Source organism: Klebsiella sp. EMBS2024 (assembly GCF_036233805.1).
GTDB lineage: Bacteria > Pseudomonadota > Gammaproteobacteria > Enterobacterales > Enterobacteriaceae > Klebsiella > Klebsiella pneumoniae.
On sequence record NZ_JAZARW010000001.1, the window covers coordinates 1602923 to 1617392 of the forward strand.

11 protein-coding genes and 1 pseudogene are annotated in these 14470 nt (G+C 60.6%); 6 read left to right on the forward strand and 6 right to left on the reverse strand.

Going from position 1 to position 14470, the window contains the following annotated elements:
- Both ompK37 and nifJ read right to left on the reverse strand, forming a co-directional pair.
- Positions 1-686 (reverse strand): annotated as a pseudogene (gene ompK37, locus VZP09_RS07215) (porin OmpK37); the annotation flags it as partial.
- A gap of 356 nt (positions 687-1042) precedes the next feature.
- Positions 1043-4570: a pyruvate:ferredoxin (flavodoxin) oxidoreductase gene (nifJ, locus tag VZP09_RS07220; protein ID WP_117100586.1), complete on the reverse strand. Its 3528-nt coding sequence runs from the start codon at positions 4568-4570 to the stop codon at positions 1043-1045.
- A 362-nt stretch (positions 4571-4932) separates the two neighbouring features.
- Between nifJ and VZP09_RS07225 the strand changes: the two genes are divergently transcribed.
- The gene (locus VZP09_RS07225) at positions 4933-5196 is read left to right on the forward strand and encodes a putative hemolysin (protein ID WP_004140155.1); all 264 of its coding nucleotides are present in this window, start codon (positions 4933-4935) and stop codon (positions 5194-5196) included.
- A 45-nt stretch (positions 5197-5241) separates the two neighbouring features.
- Here VZP09_RS07225 and hslJ read toward each other — a convergent pair whose 3' ends face one another.
- The 3 genes from hslJ to VZP09_RS07240 form a co-directional block, all read right to left on the reverse strand.
- Positions 5242-5682, reverse strand: coding sequence for a heat shock protein HslJ (gene hslJ / locus VZP09_RS07230; protein ID WP_002902513.1), 441 nt, complete (start codon positions 5680-5682; stop codon positions 5242-5244).
- 122 nt (positions 5683-5804) lie between these two features.
- On the reverse strand, positions 5805-6794 hold the full coding sequence (locus tag VZP09_RS07235; protein WP_328794998.1) for a 2-hydroxyacid dehydrogenase: 990 nt from the start codon (positions 6792-6794) through the stop codon (positions 5805-5807).
- A gap of 147 nt (positions 6795-6941) precedes the next feature.
- On the reverse strand, positions 6942-7442 hold the full coding sequence (locus tag VZP09_RS07240) for a DedA family protein (RefSeq protein ID WP_032412079.1): 501 nt from the start codon (positions 7440-7442) through the stop codon (positions 6942-6944).
- 206 nt (positions 7443-7648) lie between these two features.
- Between VZP09_RS07240 and VZP09_RS07245 the strand changes: the two genes are divergently transcribed.
- The 3 genes from VZP09_RS07245 to VZP09_RS07255 are packed head-to-tail and all read left to right on the forward strand — an operon-like array spanning position 7649 to position 10801.
- A complete protein-coding gene (locus tag VZP09_RS07245) occupies positions 7649-10288 on the forward strand; it encodes a YdbH family protein (RefSeq protein ID WP_004224451.1) in 2640 nt (879 codons plus the stop codon).
- Positions 10285-10470 (forward strand): YnbE family lipoprotein, encoded by a 186-nt coding sequence (locus VZP09_RS07250; protein ID WP_002902519.1) that lies wholly within the window; start codon positions 10285-10287, stop codon positions 10468-10470. The genes VZP09_RS07245 and VZP09_RS07250 overlap by 4 nt, the downstream gene beginning before the upstream one ends.
- 7 nt (positions 10471-10477) lie before the next feature.
- Positions 10478-10801, forward strand: a complete 324-nt coding sequence (locus VZP09_RS07255) for a YdbL family protein (RefSeq protein ID WP_002902522.1) — start codon at positions 10478-10480, stop codon at positions 10799-10801.
- On the opposite strand, the gene feaR is transcribed toward VZP09_RS07255, so the two are convergent.
- Complete coding sequence (feaR, locus tag VZP09_RS07260; protein WP_004140140.1) at positions 10802-11704, reverse strand: transcriptional regulator FeaR; 903 nt, start codon at positions 11702-11704, stop codon at positions 10802-10804.
- A 235-nt stretch (positions 11705-11939) separates the two neighbouring features.
- On the opposite strand from feaR, the gene VZP09_RS07265 reads away from it, so the two are divergent.
- Positions 11940-13439, forward strand: a complete 1500-nt coding sequence (locus tag VZP09_RS07265; protein WP_004140136.1) for an aldehyde dehydrogenase family protein — start codon at positions 11940-11942, stop codon at positions 13437-13439.
- Between the two features lie 124 nt (positions 13440-13563).
- A complete protein-coding gene (locus VZP09_RS07270) occupies positions 13564-14454 on the forward strand; it encodes an oxidoreductase (RefSeq protein ID WP_020316458.1) in 891 nt (296 codons plus the stop codon).
- Positions 14455-14470 lie beyond the last annotated feature (16 nt).

Genomic DNA, 14470 nt, shown 5'->3' on the forward strand with positions numbered 1-14470 from the left:
GTACGGTCAGACGAGGTGTAAGCTGCCGCCGCGCTGATACCCATGCCGAAGTCGTAGGAAGTGGAGAGGCCGAAACCATCGCCATTGTCGAAGCGAACATCGCTGTCGCTGCTGCGGTTATTGGTGCCGACGTTGATATCCTGCGCGTTCTGGCCTTCGTTTTTACCCTGATACTGCAGGGCGAAGTTCAGACCCTCCACCAGACCGAAGAAATCGCTGTTGCGGTAGGTTGCGACGCCGTTGGCGCGGCCTGCCATAAAGTTATCCGCATAGGTGTAGGAGTCGCCGCCGAACTCCGGCAGCATATCGGTCCAGCCTTCAACGTCGTACAGCACGCCGTAGTTACGACCGTAGTCGAAGGAGCCGTAATCGCCCACTTTGATACCGGCGAATGCCAGACGGGTCCACGCCTGATCGCTGGAGGTCTCGGTGTTGTTGGCCTGAACGTTATATTCCCACTGGCCATAGCCGGTAAGCATATCGTTGATCTGGGTTTCGCCTTTAAAGCCAAAACGTAAATAAGTTTGATCGCCGTCTTTTTTCGAGTCGCTGGAGAAATAATGCAGACCATCTACCTTGCCATAGAGATCTAATTTATTCCCGTCTTTATTATAAATTTCCGCCGCATGCGCGGCACCGGCGGCTAATAAAGCCGGAATAACGAGGGCCAGTACTTTTCTTTTCATGAAGAAATTCCTTTAACTGTTTTTATGTTTTAACTTCCGGGTGGGAAGTGAACTCATGCTAAAGGAGCGGTCTGAGATCCGGTAAGACTCAATTGTTACGATATAAGTAAAATCTAAAATAAATNATACCAATGAAATGGTGATAATTATGCTGAATGCATTTATAGATAATATACAAAATAAAAATTATACATGCCCGGGCTAATCACGTATTATTTGCGCGTTATATGCCTTTATTGTCATGCCAATAATTTATTGTTGCCGTCTCATTCTGCGGAATGATGTTGTTTATCGGTAAAACGACAAGCCCGAACGTTGTGTTCGGGCTTTTTTTATGGACAAAGGTGACGGGGCGGTTAACCTTCGCTTGGCGATTTCTCCGCTTTGCCAGCCAGCTGGGCGAGGAAGTCATAGCGCTTCTGCAGATCGGCGGCGGCGTCTTTCCATAGCTGCTCCGCCACTTCAGGCTGCTGGGCGTTCAGGCGGCGGAAACGTTGCTCATTAAGCAGCGTCTCGGCCAGCGCGTCTGATGGCGGACGGGAATCTAGCGCCAGCGGGATCTTGCCTTCATCTGCTCGACGCGGGTCGAAGCGGTAGAGCGGCCAGAAGCCGGTGGCGGTCAGCTGACGCATCTGGTCGTGGCTGAGCGCCAGATCGTAGCCATGCTCTTCGCAAGGGCTATAGGCGATGATCAGCGATGGCCCCGGATAGGCTTCCGCTTCCTGAATCGCTTTTACCGTCTGGTTCAGCTGCGCGCCCAGCGAAATTTGCGCCACATAAACATGACCGTACATCATCATGCTGACGCCCAGATCTTTACGCGCCTTGCGTTTGCCATGCTCGCCAAACTTAGTCACTGCTCCCAGCGGGGTGGCTTTTGACGCCTGCCCGCCGGTGTTGGAGTAACACTGAGTGTCCAGCACCAGAATATTGACGTTTTCCGTCAGGCTCAGTACATGGTCCAGGCCGCCGAAGCCGATATCGTAAGCCCAGCCGTCGCCGCCGATCAGCCAGACGGATTTCTCCACCAGTGCGTCGGCATCGGTCAGCAGCTCTTCAGCACCCGCCACGCCGGCCAGCGCCTGACGCAGGGCCGCCACCTGTTCACGGCGATCTTCCGGCGTCGCCTCGGCGTGCAGCGCCGCGTTCAGCTCTGCCGGCAGTTTATCGGCGAACTCGCTCAGCAGGCGCATCACGCGCTGGCGATGCTGGTCGACGGTCAAGCGGAAGCCGAGCCCGAATTCGGCGTTATCCTCAAACAGCGAGTTGGCCCACGCCGGGCCGCGGCCGTTGGCGTCGGTAGTGTACGGTGTCGAGGGCAGGTTGCCGCCGTAAATGGAGGAGCAGCCGGTGGCATTGGCAATCAGCATTCGGTCGCCGTACAGCTGGGTCAGCAGTTTGATATACGGCGTTTCGCCACAGCCCGAGCAGGCGCCGGAGTATTCAAACAGCGGGCTAATCAGCTGCGAGGTGCGAATATCAATGCGCTCCAGTTTGCTGCGGTCGATTTCCGGCAGGTTGAGGAAGTACTCGTAATTGACCTTCTCCTCTTCCACATGCTCCAGGCGGGACATCATATTGATGGCCTTGATCTCCGGGTTCTGGCGGTCTTTTGCCGGGCACACTTCGACGCACAGGTTGCAGCCGGTGCAGTCTTCCGGGGCGACCTGCAGAACGTATTTCTGCCCGCGCATATCGCGGGATTTCACATCCAGCGAATGCAGGCTGGCAGGGGCGTTCTCCATCTCTTCCGGGGCGACCACTTTGGCGCGGATCGCCGAGTGCGGGCAGGCGGCGACGCAGTGGTTGCACTGAGTACACAGCGCTTCCTTCCAGATGGGGATCTCTTCGGCGATGTTGCGTTTCTCCCAGCGGGTGGTGCCCATGGGCCAGGTGCCGTCCGGCGGCAGGGCAGAGACCGGCAGCGCATCGCCGAGCCCGGCCAGCATCGCGGCGGTGACCGTTTTGACGAAATCCGGCGCGGCGTCGGAGACCACCGGCGGGCGGTTCGGACTGCTGGCGTTCACCGGCTGGAGCGGTACTTCCGCCAGTGATTCACGGGCCAGGGCCAGCGCCTGCCAGTTGCGCTCCACCAGCTCCTGACCTTTACTGCTGTAGCTTTTGGCGATGGCTGCCTGCAGTTCCGCCAGCGCGCTATCACCCGGCAGGATCTGGGTTAAATGGAAAAAGGCCATCTGCATCACGGTATTAATGCGCGCCCCGAGGCTGCATTCGCGGGCGATCTTTGCCGCGTTGACCACGTAAAAACGCGCTTTTTTCTGATTCAGGGTGGCCTGGACTTCCTGGGGCAGGCGGGACCAGACCTCATCGGCGCTGTACGGCGTGTTGAGCAGGAAAATGCCGCCGGGCTTCAGCCGCTCGGCCATCTGGTATTTATCGATAAACTGCAGCTGGTGGCAGCCGACGAAATCAGCCTGCGAAATCAGATACGATGAACGAATCGGTTTTTCGCTGACCCGCAGATGCGAGACGGTGAGGCCGCCCGCTTTCTTCGAGTCATAGACAAAATAGCCCTGGGAGAACCATGGGGTCGAGTTGCCGATGATTTTGATGTTGTTTTTGGTGGCTGACACGCTGCCGTCGCTGCCGAGGCCGTAGAACAGGGCCTCGAGCTTGGCCTCTGCCGGCAGGGTATTTTCGCCCAACGGCAGCGACAGGTTGGTCACGTCATCATAGATCCCGACGGTAAAGCGCGGCTTCGGCTGGGCGGCCTGCAGTTCACTGAATATCGCCAGTACGCATTCCGGACCAAACTCCTTGGAGGAGAGACCGTAGCGGCCGCCGATAGTGCGCGGTAGCGTCTCGCGCTCGCCGCGGTTAAAGGCTTCCGCCAGGGCGGTCATCACGTCGAGGTAAAGCGGTTCGGCAAGCGCGCCGGGTTCTTTGGTGCGATCCAGTACGGCAACCGCGCGGGCGCTTTCCGGCAGCGCCGCCAGCAGGTGGGCGGCGGAGAACGGGCGATAGAGGCGGACTTTTAGCACGCCGACTTTCTCGCCGCGACTCAGCAACTCATCGACCACCTCTTCGCAGGTGCCGATGGCCGAGCCCATAATGACGATCACGCGCTCTGCCTGCGGGTGGCCGTAAAACTCAAACGGTTTGTACTGACGGCCGGTGGCGGCAGCGAAATCGTCCATCGCTTTCTCGACATGGTCATACACCGCGTCGTACCACGGATTGGTGGCCTCCCGGGACTGGAAATAAGTGTCGGGGTTGGCCGAGGTTCCGCGGATCACCGGGTGTTCCGGGTTGAGCGCGCGCTGGCGATGCTCAGCGATCTTATCCTGCGGCAGCAGGGCGCGAATGGTGTCATCCGCCAGCGGGGCGATTTTGTTGATTTCGTGCGAAGTACGGAAACCATCAAAGAAATGAATAAACGGCACCCGGCTTTGCAGGGTGGCGATATGCGAGATCAGCGCGAAATCCTGCGCTTCCTGGACGCTGCTGGCGCACAGCATGGCGCACCCGGTCTGGCGGACGGCCATGACATCGGAATGGTCGCCGAAGATCGACAACGCATGGGTAGCGACAGTGCGGGCGGCGACGTGCAGCACAAACGGCATCAGCTGGCCGGCCAGTTTGTACAGGGTGGGGATCATCAGCAGCAGGCCCTGCGATGAGGTAAAGGAGGTGGAGAGGGCGCCGGTCTGCAGCGCGCCATGTACGGCGCCAATGGCGCCCGCCTCCGACTGCATTTCGACCACGCGGGGAACATCGCCCCAGACGTTTTTCAGCCCATTGCCGGCCCAGGCGTCAGCCTGTTCCGCCATCGTTGAACTGGGCGTGATCGGGTAGATGGCGATAACTTCACTGGTGCGAAACGCGACGGAAGCGACCGCGCCATTACCATCAATCGTAATCATATGAAGACACCCTTACATTGCGCAAAAGAATGGACGCGTGAAACCGCGACGCGCCCTGTAATTATATAAGGGGTAGTTTAGCAAACCGCTGACCCCGCCATTTTTGCATTTGTGTCCTCAATGCGCCGGGTACCCGTGACCAGATCAATATTTTGCGTGGTTCGCGGAGAAAATGGCTGCCTGCCGGGAGATGAACCACCTGCGCCGGGCGACATGGCCGAGGCAGATCAAGCTTTAGGCGAAAATTTGCTAGAAAATGTTAATGAGGCGCATAAATACGTACTTCCCCTCTCGACGCCGCCCGCCACGCTGCCTATTATTCTGGGGTTTGCTTTTTTAAGACGTTTCCGAGGGGAGAGAGAATGCGAGCTGCGATGTTAGTAGGATGTGCGGCGCTGTTGCTGTCCGCGTGCAGTAGTGAACCCGTTCAGCAGGCCACGGCGGCGCACGTCACGCCGGGAATGCGGGCGGCGATGAGCGACGCCGGTCAGGCCAACTGCGCCATGATAGGCGGCTCGTTATCGGTGGCTCGTCAGCTCGATGGTTCGGCGATTGGCATGTGCGCGCTGCCGAACGGCAAACGCTGCAGCGAGCAGGCGCTGGCGGGCGGCAGCTGCGGCTACTAACAGCGGCCCCGTCGCGGGGCAGCGTCAGCGGCACCTCAACGCCGGCTAGTGCATCAGGTCGGCGAGCTTATAGACCAGCGTCTGGTCGGCGGTCGCCAGCGTCAACTGGTTTTCCGTCAGATCGACCTGCGCACCCTCGCGCAGCATCTTGTCGATCGTCGCATCCAGGGTATTGAGCTGGGCGTCGTGGCACAGCATCCGGGTCATCGCCAGCGATTTGACCTTCAGCTCGCCGTCCGACACTTTACCTTCCCCGCTAAAGCCGTTGCACATATTGCCGGATACATACATCTTGCCGGTAATAGCCATCTTCTCACCGAAGCTCAGCTCCAGCGGCCGGTCGCTGGCGTTGACCGCCTGGCCGTTGACGCTGGTCAGCACGAAACGATGATGCTGCAGCTGTTCCGCACCGGTGGACACTTTACTGTTATAGACACAGCCGGACAGCAGCATACCTGCCGCCAGAAGCGCCGCAAATTTGTTCATTTTCACTCCAAAACATTCACATAACTAATAAAACCAAGCCAGTGTAACGGTATCGCAGCGGGGATCTGTGGGGATTATCTGAATGTGCTCCCCCCGGGAGAGGAGCACAAAAGGGAAAGGCATTAGACGATGGCGTTCGGACAGGTTTCGCCGTTGGCGACCTGCTNCAGGTTACCNAGAGTGGTCTCCGAAATGCTGATCAGCGCCTCGGCGGTGAGGAACGCCTGGTGGCCGGTAAACAGCACGTTATGGCAGGCGGAGAGGCGGCGGAAGACATCGTCCTGGATCACGTCGTTGGATTTGTCTTCAAAGAACAGATCGCGTTCGTTCTCATAAACGTCCAGCCCCAGCGCGCCAATTTTCTGGTGCTTCAGGGCGTCGATGGCCGCCTGAGAGTCGATCAGGGCGCCGCGGCTGGTGTTGATCACCATCACCCCGTCTTTCATCTGATCGAAAGCTTCGCGATTGAGCAGGTGGTAGTTTTCGTCGGTCAGCGGACAGTGCAGGGAGATCACGTCCGATTCCTTGTACAGCGTGGCGAGGTCAACATATTCCACCCCCAGCTCCAGCGCGGCGGCGCTTGGGTACGGGTCGAACGCCAGCAGGCGCATGCCGAAGCCTTTGAGGATCCGCAACATCGCTACGCCAATTTTCCCGGTGCCGATCACCCCGGCGGTTTTGCCGTACATGGTGAAGCCGGTGAGGCCTTCGAGGGAGAAATTGGCATCGCGGGTACGCTGGTAAGCGCGGTGGATGCGGCGGTTGAGCGACATCATCATACCGATCGCATGCTCAGCGACCGCTTCCGGAGAGTAAGCTGGAACGCGCACGACGCGCAGGCCAAGCTCCTTTGCCGCCTCAAGGTCGACGTTGTTAAACCCGGCGCAGCGCAGGGCGATATATTTCACCCCGTGGGCCTTCAGCTCTTCCAGCACCGGGCGGCTGCCGTCGTCATTGACGAAGATACATACCGCTTCGCAACCGTTGGCGGTTTTGGCAGTCTTCGCTGTCAGCAGGAAATCGAAGAATTCCAGTTCAAAGCCGTATGCATCATTAACGTGCTGCAGGTACTTTTTATCGTACTGCTTCGTACTATAAACCGCGATTTTCATAAGACTTTTCTCCAGTGATTATACCGTCACGGTAGCATATTTAAAATAATCGTACAATTATTAAAAAATAGTTTAATGAGAGGGTGCTAATCCTAATTCTAGAGCATATCGCGGACTTGCGGAATCTCTTTGAAAGACAAAGTTTTTTCACCACAACCTGAGGCTGAAAGCGCCGGGGGCGAGCAGCAGAAGCGGCCACAGCAGACCGGAGCTGACGTTAGCCAGCTGAAACGACCACAGCGGCAGACTGCTGGCGCCGCTAACGAAGGGCAGCGTAGCCCTCAGGGGAGAGAGAAAGCGGCTGAAAAAGATAGCCCACGGGCCATAGCGCTGAAAGAAGAGGCGGCTGCGGGCCAGACGCTCGGCGGTCAGCCAGCGTAGATGGGTGAGGCGATGACGGTAGCGAATGCCCAGCCGCCACGATAGCCAGAATCCGCCGATGGCGCCGAGGCTGGCGCTGGACCACATTAACAGGAAATGTCCGAGGCTGGCGGAAGCGAATGTTCCCAGCAGCAGCAGGCCGGAGGTGCCGGGGATTGCCAGCGAGACCAATGCGCAGGATTTAGTGAAGGTAAGCAGAAAAACAATCAGCAATACCCATGGATAGTGGTCCTGTGCGCTCTCTATGAGCGAGATAATTAACGACACCGCCTCTCCCGCAAGCTATTCCCGTCTGGCTGGAGTGTGGCAGGGGCGACTTAAACAACAGTTAAATGATAATGGCCGAACGTCGCGCCGCGAGTCCGGCTGGCAACTATGCTTTAACAGGCCGTAAACTTTCACTCACTGGTCGAACGTGTCACAATGGACGCCTTTCGGCTTTTACTTATGTTGAATCAGGATATTAACTGCCCATGAAGGGTAAATATAAAGCCGCCATCGCGCTGGTGTTAGTTCTGGTGTTATTGCCGCTAACCCTGCTGTTGACGCTAACCCACTGGGTGCCGACGCTGGCGGGCATCTGGCTGCCCGTGGGCACGCGTATCTCTTTGCAGGAGAGCCCGCGCCTGACGCGGTCGGCCCTGCTGATCCCCGATCTGCGTTATCTGGTGGGCGACTGTGAAATCGCCCGGGTGACCGATGCCCGTCTCTCGCGTCCCAGCCGCTGGCGGCTGCATATTGGCCAGCTGGAGATCAACAGCGCCTGCCTGAGCAAATTGCCGGCCAGCGATCCCTCTCCCGGTTCACCGCGCACGCTTGCCGAATGGCAATCGATGTTGCCCTATAGCTGGTTAACCATTGACAATCTGCGGCTGTCGCCGTGGGAGAAATGGCAGGGGCGGCTGGTAATGTCATTAACGCCTGCGCAGCAGGATATCGGCTTTGCCGGGAAGGAACTGAGTCTGCAGGCGCGCCTGCGCGGCCAGGCGCTCACCGTCAGCCAGTTCAGCGCCCGGCTGACTGACGATCAGCCGCCGGTGAAGCTGGTGGGGACCTTCCATCTGCCGCTGGTGCCGGATGGTCTGCCGGTCGACGGTCAGATGCAGGGCACCTTCGAATTCCCGCAGACTGCGGAATGGATCGATGCTGAGCTCGAGTGGCAGCACAATCGCGGCCAACTGCTGGTCACCCCGCGGGGTGAGGTAGAGCCTATTCTGGACCTGCCGTGGGAGATCACCCCGGAGCGGATCACTATCAGCGACGGCCGCTGGCGCACCCGTTACGAGGCGTATCCGCTGCGCGGGCGGGTGGCGCTGTCGGTGGGTAACTGGCAGCAGGGCACCGAACAGATGATCGTCAGCGGTCGCCTGAATGTTCTCACCGAGGGGCATGCCGGGAAGGGCAATGCGGTACTGAATATTGGTCCGGGCAAGCTGAGCATGGATAACAGCGATCTGCCGCTGCGGCTCACCGGCGAGGCCAAGCTGGGGGAGATGATACTATACGCGGCGCTGCCGGCTCAGCTCAGCGGGCCGCTGATCAGCCCGCAGTTGGCTTTTCACCCCGGTGCGTTGCTGCGCTCGCGCGGGCGGGTGATCGACGCGCTGAATATTGACGAAATCCGCTGGCCGCTGGCCGGGGTTAAGGTCACTCAGCAGGGCGTCGATGGCCGCCTGCAGGCGATCCTTCGCGCCCATGAGCAGCAGATGGGCGACTTTACGCTGCATCTGGACGGTCAGGCGAGCGATTTTCTGCCCGACAGCGGCCGCTGGCAGTGGCGCTACTGGGGCGAGGGACATTTTACCCCGATGCAGGCGCGCTGGGATGTGAAGGGCAGCGGGGAGTGGCGCGACAATGCTATTACCCTGAGCAGCCTCTCCACCGGCTTCGATAAGCTTGAGTACGGCACAATGCGGGTCAGCACCCCGCGTCTGACCCTCGAGCAGCCGATCCGCTGGCTGCGCGATGCTGAGCATCCGCGCTTGACCGGCGCGCTGTCGCTGGACGCCGCCAAAACCACCTTCTCCGGCGGCAGCTATCTCCCGGCCTCAACGCTGAAATTCGCCCTCGACGGTCGGGACCCGACGTGGTTCCAGTTCACCGGCGCCCTGCATGCCGAGGCTATCGGTCCGGTGCGTCTGTCCGGGCGCTGGGATGGCGAACGGCTGCGCGGCCAGGCGTGGTGGCCAAAACAGTCGCTAACGGTGTTCCAGCCGCTGGTGCCGCCGGACTGGAAGATGAACCTGCGTGAAGGCAGTCTCTACGCGCAGGTGGCCTTCTCGGCGGCAGCCGGGCAGGGATTTGAGGCGGGCGGCCATGGCGTCCTGAAGGGCGGCAGCGCCTGGATGCCGGATAACCAGATCAACGGCGTCGATTTCGTCCTGCCGTTCCGCTTCAGCGACGGTCACTGGCAGCTGGGCATCCGCCGCCCGGTCTCCCTGCGCATTGGCGAAATCGTCAACCAGGTCACCGCGCGTAATCTGACGGCGGACCTGCAGGGCACCTGGCCGTGGAGCGAGGCCAATCCGCTGCAGCTCAGCGACGTCAGCGTCGATCTGTTAGGCGGGAAACTGACGCTGCTGCAGCTGCGTATGCCGCAGCGCGACCCGGCGTTGATCCGCCTGCAGCATATCTCCAGCAGCGAACTGACCAGCGCCGTCAAGGTGAAACAGTTCGCCATGTCCGGCGCGGTGAGCGGCGCGCTGCCGCTGTGGCTGGAGAATAATCAATGGATCATCCACGACGGCTGGCTGCGCAATGACGGACCGATGACCCTGCGGCTGGATAAAGACACCGCCGATGCGCTGGTGGCGGATAATGTCTCCGCCGGGGCGGCGATTAATTGGCTGCGCTATATGGAAATCTCCCGCTCGTGGACGCAGATTAACCTCGATAATCTGGGCGTGTTGACGCTTAAGGCCAGCATCAACGGCACCAGCCGGGTGGAAGGGAAAAGCAGTACCGTGCATTTAAACTACGCTCATGAAGAGAATATTTTCGACCTGTGGCGCAGTTTGCGCTTCGGCGACAATTTGCAGGCGTGGCTCGAGCAGAATGCTACGCTGCCCGTACGGCGCTGTACGGACGGTAAGACATGTAAGGAACCTAAATGAAGAAGCTGTTACTGGCCATGGCGGCGTCGATGCTGCTCGCCGGCTGTACGCCGCGCATCGAAATCGCGGCGTCGAAAGAGCCCATCACCATCAATATGAATGTCAAAATTGAGCATGAGATCCATATCAAGGTCGATAAGGATGTGGAAAACCTGCTCAAATCCCGCAGCGATTTGTTCTGAGGCGACGATGAGAAAACGACTGTTAACCGCGGCGCTGACGCTGGCTTTACTCAGCGCGCCCGCGCTGGCGTTGACCCTGAGCGAAGCGCGCCAGCAGGGACGAGTGGGGGAGACGCTGAACGGCTATCTCGCGCCGCTGCGTCAGGATAAAGAAACGCTGGCGCTGGTAAAGCAGATTAACGCCGCGCGCAGCGAAAGCTACCAGCAGCTGGCGGATGACAACAATCTGCCGGTGGATGAAGTGGCGAAAATGGCCGGGCAGAAGCTGGTGGCCCGCGCGCAGCCCGGGGAGTACGTCCAGGGATTGAACGGCCAGTGGCTGCGCAAATAATTAGCGACAGCGCTTGCGGTATTCCCCCGGGGTGACGCCAAAGCGCTGCTTAAAGGCGGTGGAGAAATGGCTGTGGTCGCTGAAGCCCCAGCGGTAGCCGATCCCCGCCAGCTTTTCATCGTCATGAACATTCTGTAACGCCTGGGCACACAGATCCAACCGCCGGTTCTTAATATACTGCGCCACCACCAGCCCCTGATCGGCAAACAGCCGGTACAGGCTGCGTACCGACATGCCCGTCTCGCTGGCCAGCCACTCCGGACGCAGATGCTCCGACTGAATGGACGCATCGATTAACGCAATAATCTTCTGAAACTGCTTTTCCCGCCGGGAAGGGGCAGGATCGCGCTGATGCAGCACCGGGCGCAACAGGCAGGCGATCGCCTCCAGCGCGGCTTCGCTCTCGCTGGCGGAGAGCGTCGTGCCGCCCATGCTTTCCAGCAGCAGTCGCTGGCTGAGCTGGACCATTGGCAGAGATTTGTCCAGCCGGCAGGCGGTAGTGATGTCCCCTGTGGGCGCCACCCGCTGGCGCGGCAGCAGCAGCGAGGCCTGACGCGAGGTCTGCTGCCAGACGATGGAGCATGGGCGGGCGGCGTCGATTAACGTGATATCGCCTGCCGCCAGCGTCACCTGGCGATCGTCCTGTTCGATGATGGCTTCGCCGGCGAGCTGAAACACGGTATAGAACCAGGCGTCGTTATCGCGTTTTATCTCATTGCGCGTGCGGTAGAGATTGACGCCGGCGGCGGTGACGGTACTGACCTTGAGGCTGCCGGCGTAGCGGGCGTCAATCTCGCCGTGGAAACTCTCCTCCAACGGCCGGGCGGCGAAATGGCCGCAGACCTGATTGATCGTCGCCAGCCAGCGCTGATATGCCAGCCCTCCCTCTGCCGTGGTCATCATTCGCCCTTCTCCTGTAATAACAATGTTTCTGCATTGTTGCATTTGTGTCGCCTCAGGCAAGGGCGCGATGGCGGGTATATGAAAGAACTATTACCCGCGGCACATTTCTGCGAGGGCAGACGACGGAATTGCGGCGACTGTCACAGCGGCGCAAACGAATGTCACAGAGAAAAAAGCGCCAACCGCCAACCAGACATAGACTGAAAGCACTATCCGCGATGAATAAGGAAAGGGTATGTCCACCTCACAGATAGCGCTGCTTGCCAGCGTCCAGCAGTTTTTAGACCGTCAGCATGGCCTGTATATCGACGGCGCCCCCTGCGCCGCGCAGAGCGAAAACCGGTTAACCGTCTGGGATCCGGCCACCGGGCAGGCGATTGCCACCACCGCCGACGCCAGCCCGGCGGATGTCGACCGGGCGGTGATGTCCGCCTGGCGCGCTTTTGTCGATCGCCGCTGGGCCGGGCGCACCCCGGCTGACCGTGAACGCATCCTGCTGCGTTTTGCCGATCTGGTGGAGCAGCACGGCGAAGAGCTGGCGCAACTGGAAACCCTCGAGCAGGGGAAATCCATTGCCATCTCCCGCGCCTTTGAGGTCGGCTGCACCCTGAACTGGATGCGCTACACCGCGGGGCTGACCACCAAGATCAGCGGCCGGACGCTGGACGTTTCGATCCCGTTCCCGCAAGGGGCGCGTTACCAGGCGTGGACCAAAAAAGAGCCGGTCGGGGTGGTGGCGGGCATCGTCCCGTGGAATTTCCCGCTGATGATCGGCATGTGGAAGGTCATGCCGGCCCTGGCGGCGGGCTGTTCGATCGTCATCAAACCCTCGGAAACCACCCCGCTGACCCTGCTGCGGGTGGCGGAGCTGGCGACCCAGGCGGGCATTCCTGACGGGGTGTTCAACGTGGTCACCGGCAGCGGCGCCGGCTGCGGCGCGGCGCTGACCGCCCATCCGCAGGTGGCGAAGGTTAGCTTTACCGGCTCGACGGCGACCGGGAAACAGATTGCCCGCGTGGCTGCCGACCGCCTGACCCGCGTGACGCTGGAGCTGGGTGGCAAGAATCCGGCGATTGTGCTCAAAGACGCCGACCCCCAGTGGGTTATTGAGGGGCTGATGACCGGAAGCTTCCTCAATCAGGGGCAGGTCTGCGCCGCCAGCTCGCGGATCTACATCGAAGCGCCGCTGTTTGACACCCTGGTCAGCGGCTTCGAGCAGGCGGTGAAATCGCTGCAGGTGGGGCCGGGGATGCAGGAGACGGCGCAGATCAACCCGGTGGTCTCCCGGGCCCACTGCGACAAGGTGGCGGCCTACCTCGAAGAGGCTCGCCAGCAGAAGGCAGAGCTTATCAGCGGCAGCGCCGGACCAGATGCGGGAGGGTACTATATTCCGCCAACGCTGGTGGTAAACCCCGACGCCGGACTGCGTCTCAGCCGTGAGGAGGTTTTTGGCCCGGTGGTGAACCTGGTGCGAGTGGCCGATGGCGAGGAGGCGCTGCGCCTGGCCAACGACAGCGATTTTGGTCTGACCGCCAGCGTCTGGACCCGCGATCTGACCCAGGCCCTGAACTACACCGACCGTCTGCAGGCGGGAACGGTATGGGTCAACAGCCATACCCTGATTGACGCCAACCTGCCTTTCGGCGGCATGAAGCAGTCTGGTACCGGCCGCGATTTCGGCCCTGACTGGCTCGACGGCTGGTGCGAAACCAAATCCGTCTGCGTGCGCTACTAGCCCTCCGTCGGGGAAGGCGAAAGGCTTTTCCCGACGCGCCCCTTGCCGACTTCCGGTCTTTCTCGCTACTGTGGAGGGCAATCTTTGCCTAATCTNNNCGGTGAATCATTAGGAGGTCTTCGGCATGACAGCATTTCCTAAGGTTGCGCTAATTGGTCCCGGCGCCATCGGCACCACGATTGCCGCCGCCCTGTTTGAGAGGGGGAGGGCGCCGATGGTCTGCGGGCGTACCGCCCATTCGGCGCTGGTGCTGCGCACTGACGAGGGTGAGATCGTGGTGCCCGGCCCGGTGTACACCGACCCGATGGCGATAGCCGCCCCCTTCGACCTGGTCTTTGTCGCGGTGAAAACCACCCAGACGGAGGCCATCGCCCCCTGGCTGACGGCCCTGTGTTCCCCTGACACCGTGGTGTGCGTGCTGCAAAACGGCGTTGAGCAGCGCCAGCAGTTTGCCCCCTTGACCGGCGGCGCGACGGTGCTGCCGTCGGTGGTCTGGTTCCCGGCGCAGCGCGATGCCGATGCCTCTGTCTGGCTGCGCGCCACGCCGCGCCTGACGCTGCCGGATCTGCCGGGGGCAGAGCGGGTGCAGCAGGCGCTGGCGGGAACCCGCTGCGCGGTGGACCTGGCGGCTGATTTTACCACCGTAGCCTGGCGCAAACTGTTGCAGAACGCGGTTGCCGGCCTGATGGTGCTGACCGGACGACGCGCCGGGATGTTCGCCCGGGAGGACATCACTGCCCTCGGACTGGCTTATCTGCGCGAATGCCTGCAGGTGGCGCGGGCGGAAGGGGCCGCCCTGAGCGACAACGTGCCGGAGGAGATTATCGCCGGCTTTCATCGGGCGCCTGCCGACTTAAGCACCTCGATTATGATCGATCGCCTCAATGGCCGACCGCTGGAGTGGGATATTCGTAACGGCGTGGTGCAGCGTCGCGGGCGTCAGCACGGCATTCCGACGCCGCTCAGCGATATCATCGTGCCGCTGCTGGCTGCGGCCAGCGACGGCCCGGGCTGACCCGGGCAGGCGCGGG